The following is a 22,704-nucleotide window of genomic DNA, read 5'->3' on the forward strand; positions in this document are numbered from 1 at the left end:
GCTAAGAGCTAAGAGCCAAGAAACAAGAGGGGCCTCGCCATGAGACATAATTGTCCAATGGCGAAGCCCCTCTTGTTTCTTGGCTCTTAGCTCTTAGCTCTTGCTTCTCTTAAAAAGCGGCACCGTACTACACGGCTCCCCAAATAATAGGCTCTGCACTACGGGGGCCAGTATCCGCGTGATTTCGACGTAGGCGGCTGTAGGTACGGGTACTTTGCTACAGCCTTTTACGACTACTTTCGCGCCCCGGTACGCCTCGGGATCAATGGTTGCAATGGCATCGAAATAAAGCTTTTCGGCCAGGTCATCCAATGTCCCGTAGACAACAGTATGGGCATGGGGTTGCAGTTGCAGGGTCAGCAGCATATAGGCCCAGGTAGGAATGATGGCGTCTTCGGTGCAGGTGATCGCCACGTTTTTGCCCGCATACTGGCTCCAGTCATGCTCTTTCAGAAAGGCCCGGAAATCTTTTTCCTTTAAAATAAGCCCCATAAAGAGGTTGTCTTTCAGGTCATAGACCACCCGCTCGCCGGGATGATAATAGTCTTCCAGATCAAGCGTGACCAGTCCACTGCTGGCTACCCGATTGATGATAACGTCTGCTTCCATATGCGGGAAACGACGGGGCAAGGGACATTGGTTCGGGACGTGTTTAGCGGAGTGGGCGCACAGCCCGTTGCCACCCGCTAAACATTACAAACTCAACAGCACAATTTTCAGCTCGGTATCTTCGGCCAGCGCGAAGGAGGCGGCCTCAAAACTGGGCGGCCCCATCAGCATCGCGATTTTCGAGAAGCCAAACGGCTCCGTTGGCCTGCTGCCCGCCATATCCATTTGTTTATTGTTGTTAACGTCCTGATAAAGCTGGGCGGCGTAGGTTCCGGTGGGGAGGTTAGCAAACGTGATCGTCACCGGCCCGCTGGCCGGTACGGCCACTATGGTATCTATCTCCGATTTACCCATAAAATTTTCGGCTTTCGTTACCAGGCCTACATGAATCGTACCCTGTCGTTGCTCCAGATTTTTTATGGTGAATGTCAACGTATGGGTTTTTGTCTGGGCCTGAACGGGCTTTGTTAACAGCAGTGATAGCAGGCAACTAAGGATGTAAAGGAGCGTTTTCATGGCAATACGTGCGTTTTTTGGTATGGTTCAAAAATAGACCTGCCCCCCACGCCAGCCAAACCGAAGGGACGAATAGCACGACTTTGGGGTAAACAGGAAGCCTATCCGTAGAAACCACCGTACTTTCCCTTCTGAGTACGTAATCTCCTACCGAATCAAATGGCTAACCTGAACACAACCGTCAACAAAACCCACCGTTACGATGCCATCGTCATTGGCTCAGGCATGAGTGGGGGCTGGGCGGCGAAAGAACTTTGCGAAAAAGGGCTGAAAACACTCGTGCTGGAAAAAGGCCGCATGGTCAATCACGTGGAAGACTACCCCACCATGATGAAAGACCACTGGGAGTTCGAACACCGGGGTGCCCTCAGCCATGACGACCAGCAGAAATACCATATCCAGACCCGCATTGGTTTTGTGGGTGAAGGCACCAAACATTTTTTCACCAACGATCTTGAAGACCCCTATATCGAGACCAAGCGCTTCGACTGGATTCGGGGCAACCACACCGGCGGGCGGTCGCTGACGTGGGGCAAGCACTGCTACCGCTGGAGCGACCTCGACTTCACCGCCAACGCCTGTGAAGGCATCGCCGTAGACTGGCCCATTCGTTATAAAGACATTGCCCCCTGGTATAGTTATGTAGAGAAATTCGTGGGCATCAGCGGCGAAAAACTTGGCCTCGATCACCTGCCCGACGGCGTGTTTCTGCCGCCGATCCCCCTTAACTGCCTGGAAACGCACTTTAAACAGGCCATGGTAAAGAAATACGGTAATCGGCACGTTACGCCGGGCCGGGTAGCCCACCTGACCGACCCGCAACCCTGGCACCTGGAACTGGGCCGGGGACAGTGCCAAAATCGGAATCGCTGTTCGCGGGGGTGCCCGTACGGGGCCTATTTCAGCAGCAATGCGGCCACGCTGCCTGCGGCCAACCGCACGGGCAACTTTGCCATCCGGCCGCATTCGGTGGTGCATTCGCTCATCTACGACGAGAAAACCAACAGGGCTACGGGTGTGCGGGTGGTTGATTCGGAGACGAAAGAAATGACCGAGTTCTACGCCAACCTCATTTTCTGCTGTGCCTCGTCGATGGCGACAACGCAGATTTTGCTCAATTCCACCTCTACGCGTTACCCCAATGGGTTGGGCAACGACAGTGGCGAATTGGGCCATAACATCATGGATCACCACTACCACGTGGGGGCCATGGGCAGCTACGACGGCTTCGAGGATCAGTATTACAAAGGTCGCAAGCCGGCGGGGCTGTTTATTCCCCGCTACGTGAATCTGGATGAACAATCGAAAAATCCGAATTTTTTGCGGGGCTACGACTACCAGGGGGCTGGCGCAGGCCGGGGCAACTGGGGCAGCGGCGTGAACACACCCGGCGTGGGAGCAGCGTTTAAAGAGTCCTTGTTTAAGCCGGGCGGCTGGGGTATGGGCCTGATGGGTTTCGGCGAAGTGCTACCTTACCACGACAACAAAGTGACGCTGCACCCTACCCAAAAAGACCAATGGGGCCTGCCCACGCTGGTTTTCGATGCCGAGTTCAAGCAGAACGAACTGGCCATGCGCAAGCAGATCATGGCCGATGCTGCCGAAATGCTGGAGGCGTCGGGATTCCGGAATATCAGCACCTTTGATTATTCAGGCGGTATTGGCGTGGGCGTTCACGAGATGGGCACTGCCCGCATGGGCCGCGACCCGAAAACGTCGGTGCTGAATGGCAACAACCAGGTCCACGGCGTACCCAACGTCTTCGTAACCGACGGGTCGTGCATGACGTCATCATCGTGCGTGAATCCATCTATTACCTACATGGCTCTCACTGCCCGCGCTGTTGATTTCGCCACCAAAGCCTTAAACAAAACCGACCTATGAACCGCCGCCTCGCCCTTAAAAACGCAGCCCTGTTTATGGGCTATACCGTGTCAGCCTCGGCCTTGACAGAGACATTTGTGGCGTGCTCGAAAACGGCCCACCTGACCTGGAAACCTATTTTTTTGTCCGACAGTCAGGCAAACACGATTGCCGAAATCACAGAAACGATTTTACCCAAAACGACCACGCCAGGCGCCAAAGAGCTGGGCGTGCCGCAGTTCGTCGACAAGATGTTACATGATTTGCTCGGCGAGAAAGACCAGGCTGATTTCCTGACCGGCCTGGCCGCAATGGAAGACCGTTGCGAAGCTGAAAACGGCAAATCCTTTGTGGAGTGCACCCCCGCCCAGCGTGAGGCATTTTTGCTGAAACTGGACCAGGAGGCCCCGCCCCTGCCACCCTCTTTGTGGGGCATCACGCTGAAACCGTCTGGTCCGCCCGCCTTCTTCCGCCGCCTCAAAAGCCTGACGCTGATGGGTTATTACACCAGCGAGAAAGTGGGTAAGACCATCCTGGCCTATGATCCGGTTCCGGGTACCTACATACCCTGTATGCCCCTGAATGGGCAGCATGCCTGGAATGAGTGAGCGCCTTCTACCGCTGATACTATAAGCAAACCACGATTGCGGAAGATGGTGTATTTTCGTTTTTCCTGATAATGCACTTCTCCCTCCGTGTGTATGACCCCCACTTTAGCTTCTTTTGCCCGTCGATCTCTGACGCTGCTTCTTGGCGTTTTGCTATCAGGTTACGCTGTAGCTCAGGCCACTGATGAGACCCTGTTGCTACGGCAACCCAGCCTGTCTAAAACCCACATAGCCTTTAGCTACGGTGGCGACCTCTGGGTAGCCAACCGCGACGGGTCGCAGCCCCGCCGCCTCACGGTGGCCCCCGGTCCCGAAACCGGTCCCTTGTTTTCGCCCGATGGGCAGCAGATTGCCTTCACTGCTACCTACGACGGCAATACCGACGTGTATGTGGTTGGCCTGAATGGCGGCATGCCTCGTCGCCTGACGTTCCACCCCAGCGCCGACGCAGTCAAGGGCTGGTCGGCCGATGGGCAGCGGGTCTTGTTTGTGTCCAATGCGCAGTCGGCGGTGGCGCGGTCGCCCAAGCTGTTTACCGTGTCGCTCAACGCCGAACTACCACAGGCCCTCCCTGTGCCGATGACGGGCAACTGGGCCAAACTATCGCCCGACGGCAAGGAACTGGCCTACAGCATCATCACCGACGCTTTCGGTACCTGGAAGCGCTACCGGGGCGGCATGACCACGCCTATCCGGCTGCTGAACCTACAAACACTTGATTTTGAGCTTATTCCGCACGAGAACGCGTCGGATGTGCAGCCTGTGTACGTAGGCAACACGGTCTATTTTCTCTCAGACCGTAACCGGACCATGAACGTCTTTGCCTACGACCGCGCCACTAAACAGGTACGACAGGTGACAAAGCACGATGATTTCGACGTAAAAAACCTGGGCACAGACGGGCAGCAACTGGTCTATGAACAGGCCGGGCGGCTGCACATGCTGGAGCCTGCAACCGGGCAAACACAGACCCTGCGCATTGCCATTCAGCCCGATATGCTCACGATGCGGCCCAGCTGGAAGCCCGTTGGCAGCATGGTTCGGGCCATGCACCTCTCACCCACGGGCGTGCGGGCGGTGGTGGAAGCCCGCGGCGACATTTATACGCTACCCTCGAAAAAAGGCGATTGGCGCAATCTTACCGGCAGCGATGGTGCCCACGACCGCAACCCGCTGTGGTCGCCCGACGGTAGCCGCATTGCCTACGTGTCTGACCAATCGGGCGAATACCAGTTGATGCTCCGCGATGCCAAAGGCGACAAACCGTCTGAAGCCATTTCGCTGGGCGACCCCTCGTTTTATACCCTCGACAAATGGTCGCCCGACGGAAAGAAGCTGCTTTATCAGGACAAGAAGCTGAACCTCTGGTACATGGACATGACCACGCGCAAGCCCGTTAAAATCACCACCGATACCTATGGTCCCAATTCAAGCATCGAAGCCGATTGGTCGCCGGACTCGAAATGGGTAGCTTTTTCGCGGAAAATGGATAACTACCTCAACCGCGTTCACCTCTATGAACTGGCGTCGGGTACCACCACGCCCGTAACCGACGGGGCCAGCCATACCGACGGTCTGGCGTTTAGTCGCGACGGTAAGTACCTGATGTTCACGGCCAGTACCAACGTAGGTGCTTCTTTTGCGTGGCTCGATATGGCTGGGCTTGACCGGCGCGGCCTGGTTACGCAGAGTATTTATGCCGTGGTGCTCAACGCCAAAGACCCCAGCCCGTTTTCGCCCGAATCGGACGAGGAAAAGGGAAGCGATACCCCCGCCAAACCCGCCGGCGACACCACGCTGAAAGCATCGAAAGCCAAAACCGCTACCCTTGCGGCACCCACCTCGGCCACAACCAGTGCGGTGGTAAACGTGCCCCGCACGGTGATCGATCTACCCAATATTGGTCAGCGGATTGTGGCCCTGCCGGTGCCAGCAGGCAGTATGGGCAAACTGACGGCCGCCGACGGTAGCAAACTCTTCTACGTTGGCTACACCCCCGCCGCCGCCAAACCGAGCCTCTACCGGTTCGATTTTAAAGAGCGCAAAAACGAGCTGCTGATGCCCGAAGTGGCTGATTATGTGGTCTCTGCCGATGGCAAAAAACTGCTCTACATGGCCGGCACAGACAAATACGGCATCATCGACGTGACGGGTAAACCCGCTCCCGGCGACGGCAAAGTAGACATGACGTCGTTGCAGGCCCTTATTGACCCCCGCCACGAATGGGCGCAGATGGTGAACGAGTTCTGGCGCATTGAGCGCGATTATTTCTACATGCCCAACTACCACGGGGCCGACTGGCAGGCGGTGAAAACCAAATATGCTCCCTTCCTGCCCCACGTAGCGCACCGCGCCGACCTGAACTACCTTATCGGCGAGATGATGGGCGAAATGGTGGTGGGGCATAACTACGTGCGCGGCGGCGACATTCCCGACAGCAAACCCGTTCCCGTTGGCATGCTGGGTGCTGACTATGAATTGGTTAACGGAAAATACCGGTTCAAAAAAGTGTTTAACGGCGAAAACTGGAACCCCTCCCTCCGTGCGCCCCTCACCGAACCGGGTGTGGGCGTACAGGCAGGCGACTACCTGCTGGCCATCAACGGGCGGCCCCTGTCGGCCACCGACAATGTGTATCAATTTCTCGAAAACACCGTAGATCGGCAAATGACGCTGACCGTTGGATCCAACCCCACCGGGGTGGGCAGTCGGCAGGTGACGGTAGTACCTATTGCCGAAGAAACTGGCCTCCGGTTGATGGATTGGGTGGAGGGCAACCGCCGCAAGGTGAGCGCGGCCACGGGTGGCAAAGTAGCCTATGTGTATTTGCCCAACACAGGTCAGCAGGGCTATGACTACTTCAACCGCTACTATTTCAGTCAGGTCGATAAGCAGGCCGTGATTGTCGACGAGCGGTTCAACGGCGGCGGCTTTGTGGCCGACTACGTGGTCGATATGCTAAACCGGCCACTGCTCAGCTACTGGTCGTCGCGGGAAGGCAAGCCATTTACCAGCCCTGCCGCGTCAATCTACGGGCCGAAAGTGATGCTGGTGAACGAATATGCCGGGTCGGGTGGTGATGCGCTACCTGCGTTTTTCCGCCGCCGGGGTTTGGGCACGATCATCGGCAAACGCACCTGGGGCGGTCTGGTGGGCATTTCGGGTTACCCTACACTAATGGACGGCGGCTCGGTGACGTCACCGAGCTTTGGTATCTACAGCCCCGACGGAAAATGGGAAATTGAAAACGCCGGCGTGGCTCCCGACATTGAGGTGGAGATGTTGCCCAAACTAAGCCAGAACGGTGCCGACCCCCAACTGGAAAAAGCCATCGAGGTAGTGCAGGCCCAACTCCAGAAAGCCCCTGTGGCCGGACTCCCCGCCCCCAAGCCAGACCGGAGAGCGGTGGAATAAAAGGGATTTTGGATTGCGGATTTGGGATTTCGGATTGTTGCTTACGCCCCCGACTGGAACCTGCGCTACATACGTTCGCGCCAGCAACAATCCGAAATCCCAAATCCGCAATCCAAAATCCCTTTTCACAGCCTCACCCCCAGCACCCGGATTGGTCTGCGTTCGAAATGGGTTTTCACGAAGCGGTTTTTGCGGGGGCTGTAGCGGTAATAATACTTGCCGACGCGGACGAATGTGCCCCTGGAGACCTGGCTGGGTTCGACATCGTCGTCCAGCGTATGCACCGAACCACCGGTTTGTCGGGCTATCTGGTATTGATCGTCCTGGAAAGCATGAGCATTATTGAGGGGCGGGCCACAGGCAATGACGTGAACAGGCTTGGTCAGGCCGGGCAGCAGGGGCATATCTTTCACGCCGCTGCCATTGTCGGCCAGCAAGATCAGGTGTCTGCTTTCGGGAAAGGTGCGTTGCGCATAGCGTAGCGCTTCAACTACGTTCTCGTCGCTGTTGCGGTTGTTCTGCGTGTTGCGGGCTGCCGCCAGCAGAGTGGGCAGCGCCGCACGGGGGTCCCGTTCACGAGTGGTGAAAAACGCACCCGGTGGGCCATTGAGGCGGGTTTCCTGCCCCAGGCTGTCGCAGTCGGTGAAGAAGACCACACCCCGTACCTGCGGGTTTTTGGCGTTGCGCCGAAACCAGGCATAAATCTGGGCGGCGTAGGGGTCCATACTAGTAGTTAAGTCGCAGACAATAACCGAGTTGGGCCATTGCCGAAGGTTACGCGACAACGCAGCAAACACCGTCGAATCGGCTTCAATAACCCCGGAAAGCAATTTGTCTTCCAGCGCCTGTTCAGGCGGCGACAAGGTTCGGTGAGCTACAGTTGGCCATTCGTGTGCTGCCGTTTTCACCATCCGAACACCAGTTATCTGCCCAACGTCGGCTGCAACGTAGGTTTCTTTTACCGCTATTTTTTCGGGCAGATTGGGTTGTTCAGGCTGTACCGAAACATCGGTATCAACTACGCGCCTCACCGTTTGGCGACGGATCACAACGGCCTTTGATACCGGTACTTTTTGAGGCACACTGACTGTTGCTACAGGTAGTGAATGGTCAGGAATTAATGTTCGTTCAGGAACCGAAACGGGCTTTTTCAGGACTACAGGGCTTATTTCCGGCCGTTTGCCAATTAACCCATACCAACCCAGGCCACCCAGCAGCCCAATCAATACCAGTGTCCAGAACCAGACCAGGGGCCGTTGTCGGTGCGGAAACAGTCGGGGACGAAGCAGCCGCCAGTCAACGGTTAGCTCGTCGATATCAATGTTGGGTTCGTAGTCGTCGAGCAACCGCCGCATCCGGTCGTTAAGGGGCTTATCGTTTAGCTCGTTCATGGCTTAGGTTCGTTTGAGAAGCCAGGGCGCGGCGTAGCAGTCGGTTGGCTTCGGTGAGGTGGGCGCGGGAGGTGCTTTCGGTGATGTGGAGTTGTTCGGCAATGTCACGGTGGGCGTAGCCGTCCAGCACGTTCAGGCTGAACACCATGCGGTAGGCCGGGGGCAGCGTGTGCAGCACCGCCAGGATATGATCGGCAGATAATTGCGCCAAAATAGCCTCGTCGTTCTGATACGGCTCGGCCACCGTTTGTTCAATCTGTTCGGTCGACACGGTGGTAGGAAGCTTCTTTTTTCGGTAATGGTCAATAGCCGTGTTGACCATGATTTTTCGCAGCCACGGCTTCACTGACGCTTCATTTTTAAGGTCGCTTATTCGACCAAAAGCCTTCAGGAAACCGTCGTTGAGTAGTTCGCGGGCATCTTCGCGGTCGTTGGCATAGGCCAGGCAAACCGACAGCGCGTACCCGTAGAACCGGGCGTAGAACGCACTCATAGCCGCCTCCTGCCGACGGCGACACCCTTCAATCAGGCTGGATGTGGTTGCGTTAGTCACAAGCGCCGTCGTAAGTATAGGTCTGCGTGTTCTTGCGAATGCGGGGTGTTGGTGGCACGGGGTAGCTGTTACGCTGGGTATCCGTTGTTTCTGCCAACTGCGTATATCCTGCTCCCGTCAGCTTATACTGCGTCTGGGCATCGCTGGTTAGGTAGAAGGTAGAGGTATTCAGATCATAACGCCAGTATGTTTTATAACTAGCCCATGCTGCTCTTTCCCCGTTTGGATTTGTTATGATCGGAAATCCTTTCATAACGGGCAACGACTGCGTCGTCAATTTCGCTGCCGACGGAACGTATTCGGTGTAATATTTCAGCTTGCCATTTTGCCAGTATTCGTCTTTGATAACCCGCCGTTGGCTGTCGTAGGTATATACGCTGGCGGAACCCGACAAGTCGTTTTCTGCCCGTGTAATCAGGCCGTTCTGTAGCGTATAGGGCCGCTTTTCAATCCCACTGGTCTTCAATACGTAGTCGGCGGCCTTGCCGTCTTTGTAAGTCCAGGTCGTGCTATAGCCGTCGGGATAGAGCGTTTGTTTTCGCAGCGAATCGGGCAGGTTCGGGTAGGTAGTCTGCTCAAGCAGTTGGGTAAGCTGACCACTAGCATCGTAGTTGTACTGACGCGTTATCTTCGCTTGTGAATTGTTGGGTGCCGTAACCATCCGTACCGATTGGCTCAATCGACCGGCTTCATACACATACGTTGTGCGTTCAATAATTTCTCCGCTATCGTACTCCGTTTTCCACTGTGATTTCGACAACTGGGTGATGGCATACCCCTCCGCATCATAGGCATAGCTCTCGTCATACGAGTAGGTGTTGATCACCTTCTTGCTGTCGCGCTGCTCATAATTGATCAACTGCTGAGCAAGATCGCCGTTGGCCGTGTATGCATAGGTGGTGCGGCGGGTGTTTGTCTGGAGCGTTGCTGCGCCTTCGGTGATCGTTTCCAACTCGTCTACCATTTTTATTCGACACAGCCCGTCGGCTTTCTTATCTACTGTTTGTTGTGTGCACTGGCTACCCAGACCAATGACGCACACAAACAATATAACCCGCTGAATATCAATTAGTGATTGCTTCTCCCTGTTCATAACACAGCCTTCTTAATTTGCTGCTGACTAAGACGCAAGTGATGGCGAAAACGCTGGGGTTAACCACGTAAACGTTGTAATGAATTTAAGTCAGCGTATTATAAATGCTTTAGTCGTTACTTTCACCTTCATAAACTAGCCACACAGGCCAGCTATAGATCCGTTTACCAACGCCTTTTCGCATATGAAAAAAGCCACTGTTTCCTCATTATTCGCCACTGCCCTTGCCCTCACGGTGACACTCACCGCCAACGCCCAGGTTGGCCTTGGTACCAAGGCCCCAAAAGGTGCTAAAGTTTACTTCGACGGCACGCGCCAAAGCCTCGACAAAAACTGGATGTATTGGCAGGGGCCGGGTTTTGCCGCCGCTATGCCCATTAAATGGCAGATCGTGAAAGACCCCGTTGATGGTGGTTCGGCCATGAGCAGTAATGACCCAACCTCGGCGGGCGGCAAATATGGCTCAGCCGATATTGTCACGAAAGACGAGTTTAAAGACGCCCGCATCCACGTTGAATTCCTGGTGCCCAAGGCAGGCGGCAACAGCGGCGTATACCTCCAGAACCGCTACGAAATTCAGATTTTTGATGGTGACACCACCACCCATGGTCTTGGCGCGGTAATTAATGAATCGCCCTCACCCTACTACGCCTACGCTGGTATAGGCAAGTGGAATGCCTATGACATCGTATTCCGTGCCGCCCGCTTCACCGATGGTAAACGCACCGAACCGGCGCAGGTGACGATGTATTTTAACGGCAAGAAAGTACACACCAAACAGACCATCAACCAGGTATGGGGAGGACCAAAATCGGGTGTTGATGGGGGTAATGACGGTGGCAAAGGCATCACCGACGCACCAGCAGGCCTTAAGCTACAGGCCGAAGGGCATGATGTAATGTACCGCAACATCTGGATCAAACCGCTGGACCTGAAGCAGAACAACACGGATATTGCGTTTTGATGATGCGGTGAAGTAGGTGAGTTAACTACTGCGGTGAGCCTCGCGCTGGTGTGGGCTGACGCGAGGCCCTTCGACAAGCTCAGGGTGACACCGACTTTGAATCAACTCAAGAGGATTGTCCTAGTGACCTGTCACCCTGAGCTTGTTGAAGGGCCTCGCGTCAGCCCACACCAGCGCGAGGCTCACACCTTTATATTACCGGAGTAACTGGATCACCCCACTATGTTGCGGATACTGCGCCAGCATAACCTCTGGCTCAGCCAACTCAAAATCGGCGAAATCGAAGCCGGGGGCTACTGTGCAGCCCACCAAAGAAAATGGCGGCGCATCGACGTCACCAATGGGTTTCGAACCAAACCAGCAACCTGCCGGTACTACAGCCTGAAACACCTCGCCCCGGTCCATCCGATTGCCCAGCCGGATCGTGTTTAGCTCACCCGTTTTGGGGGTAATGACATAAATCTGTAACGGACCACCGGCATAGAAATGCCACACCTCGTCGCTCTGAATTCGGTGCAGGGTAGACCGGTTATGGTTTTCGAGCAGAAAATAAATCGCCGTACTGAACGCGCGGTCACCACCAAACCGACGGGGCAGGGCCTCACGCGCCATCTGTTCAGTAGCCTGATACGTTTGCGCGTAGTAGCCGCCTTCCGGATGCGGTTGCAGGTTTAGCGCGGCGATATAACCGGCCGCAGTCATCAGGCGGCCTTCACTACCGTCAGAAAATCACGCGATTTCAGCGACGCCCCGCCAATAAGGCCTCCATCCACATCGGGTTGACCAAACAGTTCCTGGGCGTTTTGGGCGTTGGCGCTACCGCCGTAAAGGATGCTGGTGTTTTGGGCTACCTCATCACCAAATTGGCCTGCTAGGTGCTGCCGAAGCGCAAAGTGCATATCCTGCGCCTGCGCCGATGAGGCCGTTAACCCTGTTCCAATGGCCCAAATGGGTTCGTAAGCAATCACGACGTTGGCCATCTGCTCGGCCGAGAGGTGGAACAGGCTTTCGGTAAGTTGGTTTTTTACAAAGCCCACATAATCACCCGTTTCGCGCATCTCCCGCGACTCACCGCAGCAGAAGATGGGTATCAGGCCGTTTTCCAGCGCTATGTTTACTTTCTCGGCCAGTTGTGCATTGGTTTCGCCGAAATACTGCCGCCGCTCGCTGTGGCCCAGAATTACGTATTGTACCCCCACCGATTTCAGCATGGGTGCCGAAATTTCGCCCGTATACGCGCCCGCTGCTTTTTCGTGGCAGTTTTGGGCACCAAGAGCCAGTTTGTCGCCGGTCAGGTACGATTTGAAGGTAGTTAGGTACAGGGCTGGTGGACACACGACCACCGTAACCGGGGCGGTCACTTCAGCGCTGACCATATTTACCACTTCCGACACCAAGGCCAAACCTTCGTCGGCTGTTTTGTTCATTTTCCAGTTACCGGCAACAATTTTCTTCCGCATGTGGCTAAAAAAGCTAAGTAAATCTGTAGTTCATTCGCCCGGCAAAAGGGCCTGGGGTGGGCGAAAATACGTGTTTTAGTCCGAACCTGATAAAGCCATCTAAATCAGTAGAATACAGTGCAACTTTTTGTAGATTAATCTGATTTTTAATAGTAAATTTCTGGTATATATAAAGGAATCATGAAACGGGTCGGTTTGCTGCTGATGATGCTGGTCGTCTGGGGAATAGCCCAGGCAGGCAGGCACTCATTTGCTCCCCGCAAAGACCGCCCCGATCCCGACGTTGAGCGATTTGGGTACTACCTCGCCAAAGGCCATTCAGTAGTTCGGCTACCATTCGAATTACACTCTAACCTGATTATCCTGAAAATGCGGGTCAACGATTCAGACACGCTCAACTTCATTCTTGATACCGGTGTCAGCAACACCATCATTACCGACCCCCTTGCCCTACGCCGCCAACCTTTGAAGTTGACCCGGCAGGTAAAGCTCAGCGGTGTAGGCGAAGGTGTCCAGCTTACAGCCTCTGTCTCTATCGACAACCGGTTGAGTATGGGCATCCTGCGGGCCGCCCATCAGAACCTGGTTATTCTCAACGACGATGTGTTGCGACTGTCGGAGTACGTGGGCATTCCTATTCACGGCATTTTTGGCTATGAACTTTTCAGTCAGTTTGTGGTCACCATCGATTTCCGAACCCGCGAGCTGACATTGACTGAACCCAAAAAATACAGCTACAAAAAACGCTTCGGCGACCGCTACCCTATCCTCGTTCAAAATACCAAACCCTACCTCGACATTACCGCTCAGCTCAGCGGCGACCGCACCGTGCCTCTGCGTGTGGTCCTGGATACTGGCGCAGGCCACGCCCTTATGCTCGACGGCCAACAGCGGGAATGTGCCTTGCCCCGCCCCGAAAAAGTGATCCGGGCGCAACTGGGCCGGGGACTCAACGGGGTTATCAACGGGAGCCTGGGACGCATTGAAGGACTGAAACTAGGCCGACATCAACTGGTCGATGTCATTGCGTCGTTTCCCGACAGTGCTTCTTTTGGTATGAAGCTCGTGAACACGACCGACCGGCAGGGTAACATTGGCTGCGAGCTGTTACGGCGTTTCCGGGTTACGTTCAATTACCCCGAACAATACATCGTGCTAAAACCCGTCAGGAGCCTGCTACGCGAACGGTTTGAACACGACATGAGTGGACTGGAGCTAAAGGCCCGCGGCAATGATCTTCGCACATACGTCATTGAAAAGATTGCCAGTCAATCACCCGCCGAACTGGCTGGTCTGCAGGCAGGCGATGAACTATTGTTTGTAAACAGCGACTTAGCCGCTACACTGAGCATCAGCGATATCTACAAGACCCTGCAACGGGGCGAAGGCAAGGAAGTAACCATGGTGGTGCGCCGTTCGGGCCGGATTGTGGTGGCCAATTTTGCCCTGAAACGCATTATCTAATGATTAATGGCTAAGGTTTAGCGTTTGAAGTTGGCTTGCGCAGGCGTATCCTCGCGCTAGCCAACTTCAAACGCTAAACCTTAGCCATTAAAAAAGCCCCTTTCTGATTAGGAAAGAGGCCTTATTGGACGTGCACCATGCCGGTGCTACGGTCGCTTAGAGCGACAATGTGCCCTTTTTGTAGGCATCTACGAGCGTTGCTTCCAGACCTTTCTTGTTGATAGTCTTGATGGCCGACGTCGCAACTTTCAGCGTGATCCACTCCCCAGTCGATTCAACGAAGAACCGCTTCTTTTGAAGGTTGGGGAAAAATTTACGCCGCGTTCTGTTGTTGGCGTGCGACACGTTGTTTCCAACCTGCGTCCGCTTTCCGGTGATTTGACAAACTCTGGCCATAACTGTACTCGTTTTCCTTATGAGGGTGCAAAATTGCGGAAAAGGCTGTAAATGTGCAAACTATTTTTCCCTTTTAAAGCCGTACGGACAATGACGGCACCCGTTCTTACAGCAATAGCCACGCTTGGTGTGGTAAGCTGCTGTGAACACCACAAAGCCCGCTTCAGTGAAATAATAGTCCTCATCGGCTAACCCGGGCAGTTTTTGCTTCTTCTGCTGCGATTTGGTCATCTTGTACGGTTACGTTAAATTGGGTAATTTCAACCAGTCAACAGGCTGTTTATGACAATGGTTTTGACAAATTGGCTACACCCGGCATTTCCCCTCAAGAAATTTTTAGTATGACGTTATTCACGCCCACTTCCGTGGCCGAACAGGCTATTCAACTTGAAGACCAGTACGGTGCACACAATTATCATCCACTGCCCGTTGTGCTTGCGCGGGGTGAAGGTGTCTTTGTCTGGGATGTTGACGAGAAACGTTATTTCGACTTTCTGTCGGCCTATAGTGCTGTCAGTCAGGGACATTGCCATCCGCGCATTATTGCGGCCCTCATGCAGCAGGCTCAACGCCTTACGCTTACCTCACGGGCCTTTCATAACGACCAGCTTGGGCAAACCGAGCAGTACCTCTGCCAGTATTTCGGCTATGACAAAACATTGCTGATGAATTCGGGCGTGGAAGCGGGCGAAACGGCCTTGAAACTGACTCGTAAGTGGGCTTACAAAGTGAAAGGCATTGCGCAGGACCAGGCCGTTATGGTCTTTGCAGAAGGCAATTTCTGGGGCCGTACCCTGGCTGCCATCTCGTCATCTACCGATCCCAGCAGCACCAACGACTATGGTCCGCTGCTGCCTGGCTATCAGCTTGTACCCTATAATGACCTTGCCTCGCTGGAAAAAGCCTTTCAGGCTAACCCCAATATTGCGGGTTTCATGGTCGAACCCATCCAGGGCGAAGCAGGGGTACTAGTTCCCGACGAGGGCTATCTGCGTGGCGTACGTGATCTATGCACCCGTTACAACGTGCTCTTTATTGCCGACGAAGTACAGACTGGTATTGGCCGCACCGGTCGCCGCCTGGCGTGTGATCATGAAGAGGTAAAGCCCGATATATTGGTGCTCGGAAAAGCCCTTTCCGGGGGTGTCATGCCCGTTTCGGCGGTACTGGCTTCAGATGAAATCATGCTCACGATCCGCCCCGGCGAACACGGCAGCACGTTTGGCGGTAATCCGTTGGGCTGTGCTGTGGCCCGTGCCGCACTCGATGTCGTACAGGATGAGCAACTGGCTGAAAACGCCGAAGCCATGGGGCAGCTTTTCCGTCACCGCATGAACGCGCTTCGCGCCGACACCGATCTGATTCAACTAGTGCGTGGCAAAGGACTGCTCAATGCCGTTGTGATTAAGGAACGCCCCGAATATGGCGAAGAAACCGCCTGGGAATTGTGCCTGCGCTTCCGCGACAATGGCCTGCTCTGCAAACCTACCCACGGCGACAAGATTCGCTTCGCTCCTCCCCTGGTGATTACCGAAGCACAAATGAATGAAGCGTGTGACATCATTGAGAAGACAGTAAAGGGATTTTAGCCTAGAGTGAGGCAGTGTAACACCTTTACTGGCAAAATTTTTGCTGTTTAACGTTGAACACACGTATTCGTTTATGGTATAGTATGTCAACGTATACTCGCCAGATTGGACTTATTGCCATTTGTTTTGGCTGGTACCTTGCCAGTGCAACATCACCGAAGCCCAGCGCCACCCGCATCCTTTCCGACGCGTCAGTGGCTACAAGGTGGGCCGACCTGACAATACAGGTGGTCACGAAGGCGCCCCAAAATACGCCTACCTACTGCTCACGGGCGCTGGGGTATCTGGGGCTGACTATGTACGAAACCGTCGTGTATTCGTCAGCAACCCATCAGTCGGTCATCCGGAGCGTAGTAGACACGCTGGCGCTCCCCAAACCAAACTTGAGCAAAGACTACTGCTGGGAACTGGCCCTAAATGCCGGTCAGGCATTTATGCTTAAATCAATGTATGCCTACACCAGAAGAGCCCCACTCATTGACTCCCTGGCCGGCGTAATTCATGAGCAGTATGCAGCCTCATTGCCACCCGACGTGGTAGCGCGGTCAGAGCAGTTCGGACAGGCCGTGGCCGCCCGAATTTATGCATGGTCAGTGAGTGATGGCGGCCATCAGGGATGTGACAGAAACTTCCCCACCACCTATAACCGCCCAACTGGAACAGGCTTATGGGTGCCTCCAATCATAGGCCAGTCGAATACCAAAATACCCATGCATCCTGACTGGGGCAATAACCGCACCTTTTCCCGGCGCAACAGCCTGTTGCCATTGCCTAAACCCCTCACCTACTCAACCGACAGTAGCAGTGCCTATTACCGTCAGTATAAAGAGGTATATACCTGCCACAATACGTTGACAGAGAGTGAACGAAGCATGGTGATGTGGTGGGGTGATGACCCTACCCAGACCTGCACCCCTCCAGGCCATTCATATAATCTGGCAACGATAGCCATCCGGAATGGTAAGGCCGATTTGGTAAAAGCAACCGAAACCTATGCCCGTGTGGGCATGGCCGTGGCGGATGCATTTGTATGCTGCTGGAAAACAAAGTTCCATTATATGGTTGAGCGGCCCTCCTCGTTTATTCAGGCTAATCTGCACCTCAATCAGCTGACAGGTAAGTGGCTTCCGTTCTTTTTGGAACCGCCCTTTCCTTCTTTTTATTCAGGCCATGCGGTTCAGTCGGCTGCTACCGCCGCTGTGCTTACTGCGCTTTATGGAAAATCATTTTCGTTTACCGACGATACACACGCAAATCGGCCCCCAACTGACTACTACGTCCTTCGATCACTGACTGAGAACCCGTATTACCCAACTTACAACCAGAGGTTTGTCACCTACGAAGCACGTCATTACACCTCCTTTTGGGAGGCAGCCAAAGAATGTGCCTACTCAAGACTGCTAGGCGGTATACACACTCGCCACGACAATGAAGTAGGACTGGCCGAAGGCACCAAAATCGGCCACAACATCAACGCTTTTCGCTGGAAGCGGTAACCACTACGTCATTCACGTAATTTCCTTCTTCCTCTACGTCACCATCGGCGGTAAACAGCGTACCGAAGCCGGTGCGTTTGCCATTGCGAAACGTACCTACAAACCGGTCGCCATCGGCAAAGTAATAAGTGCCCTTACCATGAGGCTGATCATAGGCAAATTGCCCAGCGTAGCGGTCGCCGTTGGGGTAGTAATAGGTGCCATAACCCGTTCTTAGGTTCATAAGCACCCCACCCTTGTATTTAACCTGACCATTTTCATACCGTTGCGTTACCAGTGTGGGCACAATGCCGGCCACGGATTCAGCACCGCTTTTTCTTGGTTCTGATGATTCTTTGGCAGTTGCCGGTGCTGCCAGGCGACTGGGCGTCACTGGTTTGGTACGTGGATAAATGGCATCGGCCTCTGCCCACCCTTTCTGGATGGCCTCCAGTCGTGTGGCACGGGCAGGGTGTGTAGCTGATGCATATACAGCACCAATGGCCCGGATAGCTACCAGCGATTCGTCGAGCGTGGCGCCAAGCTGGTGCAGAACAAAGCCCGAAAACCGGTCTGCCTCCAGTTCTTTCTGGTGCGTGCTGCCGCCTGTGGTGAGGGTGTGGCCCTGCAAATGGTGTCCAATCTCATGCGCCATCACGCTGGTAGCAGTCCAGTCGGTTTCGGTGGCGTCTTCCAGTTGCTGCATAAACGCAGCATCATAGATGATGTAGCGCTGACCGTTTTGCACGGCGGCAAAGCAGTTTTGCGTATTGGCACATTCCATGACTTTGAAATTGCGCATCAGCCCGATAGGCTTCAAAATACGGTCTACCACCCGTCCGGCATGGGCAATGCTGGTCGCTTGCGGATCATAGCTGCATTCAATTGACGGGGTTCGCACACCCGTATAATTACAGACGAAAACGGTGGGTTGCGGCTTATTGGGTTGCGCCACAAGTAGACTGTTAACCAGTGTCAGCAATATCAACAAGGTATACTTCATGAATGAACGTTTTTTCGTCGGGTATACGTACCCGTATAGTAAAAACGAAACTTGCCGCTCGTTCATTATCGACTGATAATGGGTTTCGCCAGAACAAAAAAAGGGTCAGCAAACTCCGTTTGCTGACCCTCGGAAACAAATAAGTTGCCGACTAGCTGTTCATCAACTCTTGTGATTCTTTCAGCCGTGCCCGCTGAATAGAGGCTGACACCAGAATGCTTATTTCGTAAAGAATGACCAGCGGGAAAGCAACCAACAATTGGCTATACACGTCGGGCGATGGGGTGATGATGCCCGCCACGATTAGGATAACGATCCAGGCATGTTTGCGGAATGTGCGCATGAACGCCGGCGTCAACACACCCACTTTCGACAGCACAAAAGCAATCATGGGCATCTGAAACATCAGAGCACAACCCAGCGATAGCGTAGCCAGAATAGAAATGTAAGACGTGATATCGTACTGATTTTTGATCTCCGGCGATAGTTGCCAGTTGGCCAAAAAATTGATTGCCAGTGGCGAAGCAACGAAATAACCGAAGAGAAGGCCCGTCAGAAACAGAAAGGATACATAGAAAACAGCACCACGAGCAGCGCGTTTTTCGGTGATACGCAATCCCGGCTTAATAAATCGCCAGATTTCCCAGAAGGCATACGGAAAAGCAAATGCCAGACCAATGATAAACGAGATTGTGATGCCCATCGTGAAGTTGTCAGACATACCCAACGCCTGCAACTGGAAGTCCAGTTTTTTCACGCACAGATCAGCATAACCTGTCAAATCAGACAGGCGGCAAAGTTGGCGATACGCCCAAAAGTCGGGCCGCGACGGGGCCAGGATGACTTTATCAAAAATCTCGTGGATATAAATAAACGCGATGATAGCAAAAACGAAAATGGACGCAAATGCACGAATCAGATTCCACCGAAGTTCCTCCAAATGTTCAAGGAACGTCATTTCGGTACCATCGCTGCTTTCGCCCGCCTCGTCTTCGTCCTCGTCGTAACCCCGTTGGTCAAATGCCTGATCTAATGCCATAACTAATGAGTGATTGAGTGAATGAGTGAATGAGTGAATAGTTCGGTCTGCTGCGCGAGCCTTTTTTATTCACTCATTCGCTCATTCACTCATTCGCAATTATTACGCGTATAACGGAAATGCCTTCATCCAGGCATTAATTTCTGTCTTAATGGTACTGATTTTGGCCTCGTTATCGTGGTTAGTCAGTACCTCATCAATATAATGCACAATTTGGGTCATGTCGGTTTCTTTCATGCCCCGTGTAGTCATGGCCGCCGTGCCAACCCGCATTCCCGATGTAACCATGGGCGATTTGTCGTCAAACGGCACCATGTTTTTGTTGATCGTTATGTCGGCTTTGATCAGCGTGTTTTCGGCCAGTTTGCCCGTCAGGTTCGTAGCTTGTCCGCCTTTCGTTCGCAGGTCGATCAGCATCAGGTGGTTGTCTGTTCCACCCGAAATAATCTGGTAGCCTTTCTCCACAAATGCACTCGCCATGGCCTGAGCGTTGGCTTTCACCTGAACAGCATACTCGTAAAACTCGTCGGTCAGGGCCTCACCAAACGCAATAGCTTTCGCCGCAATAATGTGTTCCAGTGGACCACCCTGCGTGCCCGGAAACACCCCTGAATCGAGCAGCGACGACATCATCCGCAACTCACCTTTAGGCGTTTTGATGCCAAACGGGTTTTCGAAATCGTTGCGTAACATAATCAGGCCACCCCGCGTACCGCGCAACGTTTTGTGCGTGGTAGTAGTTACAATGTGCGCATGAGCCAGCGGGTCGTTCAGAAGCCCTTTGGCAATCAGCCCCGCCGGGTGGCTTACGTCGGCCAGCATAAGTGCCCCTACTGAATCGGCAATAGCACGCAGACGTTCGTAATCCCAGTCACGACTATAAGCCGAAGCACCACAAATGAGCATTTTGGGCTTTTCGCGGTGGGCGGTTTCTTCCACCACATCGTAATTGATAACTCCTGTTTCACGCTCTACACCGTAGAACGTTGGCCGGAAATATTTACCCGAAATGTTCACCGGCGACCCATGGGTCAGGTGCCCACCGTGGCTTAGGTCGAAGCCCAGAATGGTATCACCTGGCTTGAGAGCAGCCAGAAAAACGGCCGTGTTGGCGTTGGCACCAGAGTGCGGTTGCACGTTAGCCCACGAAGCGCCAAACAGTTCTTTCACCCGATCAATAGCAACCTGTTCTACCTCGTCAACTACTTCGCAGCCACCATAGTACCGCTTACCCGGTAGCCCCTCGGCGTATTTATTGGTCAACACACTGCCGGCGGCTTCCATCACTTGTGGTGATACAAAGTTTTCGGAGGCGATCAGTTCAATACCCGACTCCTGCCGGTGCTGTTCTTTGGCAATCAGATCAAAAATCTGGGTGTCGCGGGTACGAGAGGTAGTGGTTGTCATCTTTTGCATGAGTTTACAGTTTTCAGTTTGCCATTTTCAGTTTGCCATATCGACTATTTTTGCCTGGCTGCAAACGAACTGAAAACTGTAAAACTACAAACTGAAAACTGTTTCAAAGGTACGGCGTTTCGGGCAGATGCGATTTGGCCGGTATGAAAAAAGGCCTCTCGTTCATAACGAGAGGCCTTTTTGAAATGATACACTGCTTTGGTTCAAGTACGTGGCCAAGGGGTAAGACATTAGCAACAGATAACTAGCTGACTGCCATGTCTTTGGGCCAGTGTATTGACTAGAACCGGAAGTGTGAGAACGCTTTGTTAGCTTCGGCCATACGGTGCGTATCGTCTTTCTTTTTAACGGCAGCACCTTCGCCCTTGGCAGCGGCAACGATTTCGGCAGCGAGCCGATCAACCATTGTCTTTTCACCGCGTGAACGCGCAAAACGGATCAGCCATTTCATGCCTACCGAGACTTTCCGGTCAGCGCGTACTTCGGTAGGTACCTGGAAGGTAGCTCCACCAACACGACGGCTCTTTACTTCAACCGAGGGCATTACGTTGTTCAATGCTTTCTTCCACACGTCGAGGCCGTTTTCGCTGGTGCGTTTCCCCACCACTTCCAGGGCATCATAGAAGATTGCATACGACAGCGACTTCTTGCCTTCGTACATTAAGTTGTTAACAAATTTGGTTACCAGCACCTCCTTGTATTTAGGATCGGGCAATACGTAACGCTTGGGTGGTTTTGACTTTCTCATTTGTATGTCTTCAGATTGCTCTTACTCTGCCGTACTCTTGCAACGGGCAGTGGAAAAATTTACGACTTACGATGTACGAATTACGATTTGTTGCTTACGCCTGAGCTTACTTGCGTAAGCAACAAATCGTAATTCGTACATCGTAAGTCGTAAATCCCTTTACTTCTTCTTCTTAGCTGGAGCGCCTTTTTTGGCAACCGGAGCCTGACCTGGCTTGGGCCGTTTGGCACCGTACTTCGAGCGGCTTTGCAGACGGCCGCTCACGCCAGCCGTATCCAGGGCACCCCGAACAATGTGGTAACGAACACCCGGAAGGTCTTTCACCCGGCCACCGCGAATCAGCACGATCGAGTGCTCCTGCAGGTTGTGGCCTTCACCCGGAATGTAGGCGTTAACTTCTTTCCCGTTCGACAAACGAACACGGGCAACTTTCCGAAGAGCCGAGTTTGGCTTCTTTGGGGTGGTGGTGTACACGCGCGTGCATACACCCCGGCGCTGTGGGCAGGCGTCCAAGGCTGGTGATTTCGATTTGAAATCCAGCTTTTCGCGGCCCTTGCGGACTAACTGTTGTATGGTAGGCATTACTGTTTGTTTATAAGACTTGCCAGACGCAACCCCTTGCGCCTATCCCGAAAAATCGGACTGCAAAGGTAGCAAAAAAAGTTGGCAGTAGGCAGCGGCAATAAGCAGAAAAGCTGACGCAAGCCAATTCACGCATGCATAGATCTTTTCTGCCCACTGTTACTACCTATTGCCAACTTTTTACGCTTCCCCTACCGGCCCCCCGAAGCCGCCGCTGGGAAAACGAAATGTATCGTCGGGCTGGCTGATATTGCCGAAACTTTCTTCGTACTTACGAATATTTTCTTTCAGCGCCAAGAGCAAGCGTTTAGCGTGTTCGGGCGTCAGAATAATGCGTGATTTTACTTTAGCCTTCGGTACGCCGGGCATCAGCCGTATAAAATCGACAATGAATTCGCTATTTGAATGGGCAATCATGGCCAAATTGGCATAAACGCCTTCGGCAATTTCTTCGCTTAGCTCAACGTCGATTGAACCGTCGTTGTTAAAATTCTGCTGTTCCATCAGTCAAAAATAAGGTA

The 22,704-nt window shown here is 53.5% G+C and carries 22 protein-coding genes; 7 read left to right on the top strand and 15 right to left on the bottom strand.

Annotation, left to right across the window (positions count from 1 at the left end):
- Positions 1–93 precede the first annotated feature (93 nt).
- Both J2I47_RS20650 and J2I47_RS20655 read right to left on the bottom strand, forming a co-directional pair.
- On the bottom strand, positions 94–609 hold the full coding sequence (locus J2I47_RS20650) for a DUF2480 family protein (RefSeq protein ID WP_207366500.1): 516 nt from the start codon (positions 607–609) through the stop codon (positions 94–96).
- Positions 610–693: 84 nt separating this feature from the next.
- The gene (locus J2I47_RS20655; RefSeq protein ID WP_207366501.1) at positions 694–1,125 is read right to left on the bottom strand and encodes a DUF2141 domain-containing protein; all 432 of its coding nucleotides are present in this window, start codon (positions 1,123–1,125) and stop codon (positions 694–696) included.
- Positions 1,126–1,284: 159 nt separating this feature from the next.
- Between J2I47_RS20655 and J2I47_RS20660 the strand changes: the two genes are divergently transcribed.
- From J2I47_RS20660 to J2I47_RS20670, 3 genes are all read left to right on the top strand, one after another.
- Positions 1,285–3,009, top strand: coding sequence for a GMC oxidoreductase (locus J2I47_RS20660; protein WP_207366502.1), 1,725 nt, complete (start codon positions 1,285–1,287; stop codon positions 3,007–3,009).
- A complete protein-coding gene (locus J2I47_RS20665; RefSeq protein ID WP_207366503.1) occupies positions 3,006–3,596 on the top strand; it encodes a gluconate 2-dehydrogenase subunit 3 family protein in 591 nt (196 codons plus the stop codon). Before J2I47_RS20660 ends, J2I47_RS20665 begins: the two co-directional genes overlap by 4 nt.
- Before the next feature lie 93 nt (positions 3,597–3,689).
- Positions 3,690–7,010, top strand: a complete 3,321-nt coding sequence (locus tag J2I47_RS20670) for a S41 family peptidase (RefSeq protein ID WP_207366504.1) — start codon at positions 3,690–3,692, stop codon at positions 7,008–7,010.
- Between the two features lie 125 nt (positions 7,011–7,135).
- On the opposite strand, the gene J2I47_RS20675 is transcribed toward J2I47_RS20670, so the two are convergent.
- The 3 genes from J2I47_RS20675 to J2I47_RS20685 are packed head-to-tail and all read right to left on the bottom strand — an operon-like array spanning position 7,136 to position 10,047.
- Positions 7,136–8,401, bottom strand: a complete 1,266-nt coding sequence (locus J2I47_RS20675) for a hypothetical protein (RefSeq protein ID WP_207366505.1) — start codon at positions 8,399–8,401, stop codon at positions 7,136–7,138.
- Positions 8,382–8,954 carry an RNA polymerase sigma factor gene (locus J2I47_RS20680; protein WP_207366506.1) on the bottom strand — a complete coding sequence of 191 codons (573 nt, stop codon included), beginning with the start codon at positions 8,952–8,954 and terminating at the stop codon, positions 8,382–8,384. Before J2I47_RS20680 ends, J2I47_RS20675 begins: the two co-directional genes overlap by 20 nt.
- Positions 8,947–10,047 (bottom strand): hypothetical protein, encoded by a 1,101-nt coding sequence (locus J2I47_RS20685; RefSeq protein ID WP_207366507.1) that lies wholly within the window; start codon positions 10,045–10,047, stop codon positions 8,947–8,949. Before J2I47_RS20685 ends, J2I47_RS20680 begins: the two co-directional genes overlap by 8 nt.
- 184 nt (positions 10,048–10,231) lie before the next feature.
- On the opposite strand from J2I47_RS20685, the gene J2I47_RS20690 reads away from it, so the two are divergent.
- Positions 10,232–11,011 (top strand): 3-keto-disaccharide hydrolase, encoded by a 780-nt coding sequence (locus J2I47_RS20690; RefSeq protein ID WP_207366508.1) that lies wholly within the window; start codon positions 10,232–10,234, stop codon positions 11,009–11,011.
- Positions 11,012–11,206: 195 nt separating this feature from the next.
- On the opposite strand, the gene J2I47_RS20695 is transcribed toward J2I47_RS20690, so the two are convergent.
- Complete coding sequence (locus J2I47_RS20695) at positions 11,207–11,713, bottom strand: cupin domain-containing protein (RefSeq protein ID WP_207366509.1); 507 nt, start codon at positions 11,711–11,713, stop codon at positions 11,207–11,209.
- Positions 11,713–12,471 carry a triose-phosphate isomerase gene (tpiA, locus tag J2I47_RS20700; protein ID WP_207366510.1) on the bottom strand — a complete coding sequence of 253 codons (759 nt, stop codon included), beginning with the start codon at positions 12,469–12,471 and terminating at the stop codon, positions 11,713–11,715. Before tpiA ends, J2I47_RS20695 begins: the two co-directional genes overlap by 1 nt.
- Before the next feature lie 180 nt (positions 12,472–12,651).
- On the opposite strand from tpiA, the gene J2I47_RS20705 reads away from it, so the two are divergent.
- Positions 12,652–13,935 (top strand): aspartyl protease family protein, encoded by a 1,284-nt coding sequence (locus tag J2I47_RS20705; RefSeq protein ID WP_207366511.1) that lies wholly within the window; start codon positions 12,652–12,654, stop codon positions 13,933–13,935.
- 156 nt (positions 13,936–14,091) lie between these two features.
- Here the strand turns inward: J2I47_RS20705 and rpmB are convergent, their stop codons facing one another.
- Both rpmB and J2I47_RS20715 read right to left on the bottom strand, forming a co-directional pair.
- A complete protein-coding gene (gene rpmB, locus J2I47_RS20710; RefSeq protein WP_207366512.1) occupies positions 14,092–14,331 on the bottom strand; it encodes a 50S ribosomal protein L28 in 240 nt (79 codons plus the stop codon).
- 60 nt (positions 14,332–14,391) lie between these two features.
- A complete protein-coding gene (locus J2I47_RS20715) occupies positions 14,392–14,562 on the bottom strand; it encodes a C1orf53 family protein (RefSeq protein ID WP_207366513.1) in 171 nt (56 codons plus the stop codon).
- A 110-nt stretch (positions 14,563–14,672) separates the two neighbouring features.
- On the opposite strand from J2I47_RS20715, the gene rocD reads away from it, so the two are divergent.
- Together rocD and J2I47_RS20725 are read left to right on the top strand one after the other, a co-directional pair.
- Complete coding sequence (gene rocD / locus J2I47_RS20720) at positions 14,673–15,920, top strand: ornithine--oxo-acid transaminase (protein ID WP_207366514.1); 1,248 nt, start codon at positions 14,673–14,675, stop codon at positions 15,918–15,920.
- Positions 15,921–16,003: 83 nt separating this feature from the next.
- Positions 16,004–17,416 (top strand): phosphatase PAP2 family protein, encoded by a 1,413-nt coding sequence (locus J2I47_RS20725; RefSeq protein ID WP_207366515.1) that lies wholly within the window; start codon positions 16,004–16,006, stop codon positions 17,414–17,416.
- On the opposite strand, the gene J2I47_RS20730 is transcribed toward J2I47_RS20725, so the two are convergent.
- The 6 genes from J2I47_RS20730 to J2I47_RS20755 all read right to left on the bottom strand — a co-directional run bounded on the left by J2I47_RS20730 (position 17,391) and on the right by J2I47_RS20755 (position 22,687).
- Positions 17,391–18,398 (bottom strand): M48 family metalloprotease, encoded by a 1,008-nt coding sequence (locus J2I47_RS20730; RefSeq protein WP_207366516.1) that lies wholly within the window; start codon positions 18,396–18,398, stop codon positions 17,391–17,393. The genes J2I47_RS20725 and J2I47_RS20730 overlap by 26 nt on opposite strands.
- 151 nt (positions 18,399–18,549) lie before the next feature.
- Positions 18,550–19,437, bottom strand: coding sequence for a twin-arginine translocase subunit TatC (gene tatC / locus J2I47_RS20735; RefSeq protein ID WP_207366517.1), 888 nt, complete (start codon positions 19,435–19,437; stop codon positions 18,550–18,552).
- Between the two features lie 102 nt (positions 19,438–19,539).
- The gene (glyA, locus tag J2I47_RS20740) at positions 19,540–20,844 is read right to left on the bottom strand and encodes a serine hydroxymethyltransferase (RefSeq protein ID WP_207366543.1); all 1,305 of its coding nucleotides are present in this window, start codon (positions 20,842–20,844) and stop codon (positions 19,540–19,542) included.
- 289 nt (positions 20,845–21,133) lie between these two features.
- A complete protein-coding gene (gene rpsG / locus J2I47_RS20745) occupies positions 21,134–21,601 on the bottom strand; it encodes a 30S ribosomal protein S7 (protein WP_207334607.1) in 468 nt (155 codons plus the stop codon).
- 159 nt (positions 21,602–21,760) lie between these two features.
- Positions 21,761–22,183 carry a 30S ribosomal protein S12 gene (rpsL, locus tag J2I47_RS20750; RefSeq protein WP_207334608.1) on the bottom strand — a complete coding sequence of 141 codons (423 nt, stop codon included), beginning with the start codon at positions 22,181–22,183 and terminating at the stop codon, positions 21,761–21,763.
- A gap of 180 nt (positions 22,184–22,363) precedes the next feature.
- Positions 22,364–22,687 (bottom strand): DUF3467 domain-containing protein, encoded by a 324-nt coding sequence (locus tag J2I47_RS20755; RefSeq protein WP_207366518.1) that lies wholly within the window; start codon positions 22,685–22,687, stop codon positions 22,364–22,366.
- Positions 22,688–22,704 lie beyond the last annotated feature (17 nt).

Source organism: Fibrella rubiginis (assembly GCF_017353185.1).
GTDB lineage: Bacteria > Bacteroidota > Bacteroidia > Cytophagales > Spirosomataceae > Fibrella > Fibrella rubiginis.

Bases quoted from the DNA above. Each gene is read 5' to 3' on its own strand.
- J2I47_RS20650 (WP_207366500.1), bottom strand. From the start codon at position 609: ATGGAAGCAGACGTTATCATCAATCGGGTAGCCAGCAGTGGACTGGTC.
- J2I47_RS20655 (WP_207366501.1), bottom strand. From the start codon at position 1,125: ATGAAAACGCTCCTTTACATCCTTAGTTGCCTGCTATCACTGCTGTTA.
- J2I47_RS20660 (WP_207366502.1), top strand. From the start codon at position 1,285: ATGGCTAACCTGAACACAACCGTCAACAAAACCCACCGTTACGATGCC.
- J2I47_RS20665 (WP_207366503.1), top strand. From the start codon at position 3,006: ATGAACCGCCGCCTCGCCCTTAAAAACGCAGCCCTGTTTATGGGCTAT.
- J2I47_RS20670 (WP_207366504.1), top strand. From the start codon at position 3,690: ATGACCCCCACTTTAGCTTCTTTTGCCCGTCGATCTCTGACGCTGCTT.
- J2I47_RS20675 (WP_207366505.1), bottom strand. From the start codon at position 8,401: ATGAACGAGCTAAACGATAAGCCCCTTAACGACCGGATGCGGCGGTTG.
- J2I47_RS20685 (WP_207366507.1), bottom strand. From the start codon at position 10,047: ATGAACAGGGAGAAGCAATCACTAATTGATATTCAGCGGGTTATATTG.
- J2I47_RS20690 (WP_207366508.1), top strand. From the start codon at position 10,232: ATGAAAAAAGCCACTGTTTCCTCATTATTCGCCACTGCCCTTGCCCTC.
- J2I47_RS20695 (WP_207366509.1), bottom strand. From the start codon at position 11,713: ATGACTGCGGCCGGTTATATCGCCGCGCTAAACCTGCAACCGCATCCG.
- tpiA (WP_207366510.1), bottom strand. From the start codon at position 12,471: ATGCGGAAGAAAATTGTTGCCGGTAACTGGAAAATGAACAAAACAGCC.
- J2I47_RS20705 (WP_207366511.1), top strand. From the start codon at position 12,652: ATGAAACGGGTCGGTTTGCTGCTGATGATGCTGGTCGTCTGGGGAATA.
- rpmB (WP_207366512.1), bottom strand. From the start codon at position 14,331: ATGGCCAGAGTTTGTCAAATCACCGGAAAGCGGACGCAGGTTGGAAAC.
- J2I47_RS20715 (WP_207366513.1), bottom strand. From the start codon at position 14,562: ATGACCAAATCGCAGCAGAAGAAGCAAAAACTGCCCGGGTTAGCCGAT.
- rocD (WP_207366514.1), top strand. From the start codon at position 14,673: ATGACGTTATTCACGCCCACTTCCGTGGCCGAACAGGCTATTCAACTT.
- J2I47_RS20725 (WP_207366515.1), top strand. From the start codon at position 16,004: ATGTCAACGTATACTCGCCAGATTGGACTTATTGCCATTTGTTTTGGC.
- J2I47_RS20730 (WP_207366516.1), bottom strand. From the start codon at position 18,398: ATGAAGTATACCTTGTTGATATTGCTGACACTGGTTAACAGTCTACTT.
- tatC (WP_207366517.1), bottom strand. From the start codon at position 19,437: ATGGCATTAGATCAGGCATTTGACCAACGGGGTTACGACGAGGACGAA.
- glyA (WP_207366543.1), bottom strand. From the start codon at position 20,844: ATGACAACCACTACCTCTCGTACCCGCGACACCCAGATTTTTGATCTG.
- rpsG (WP_207334607.1), bottom strand. From the start codon at position 21,601: ATGAGAAAGTCAAAACCACCCAAGCGTTACGTATTGCCCGATCCTAAA.
- rpsL (WP_207334608.1), bottom strand. From the start codon at position 22,183: ATGCCTACCATACAACAGTTAGTCCGCAAGGGCCGCGAAAAGCTGGAT.
- J2I47_RS20755 (WP_207366518.1), bottom strand. From the start codon at position 22,687: ATGGAACAGCAGAATTTTAACAACGACGGTTCAATCGACGTTGAGCTA.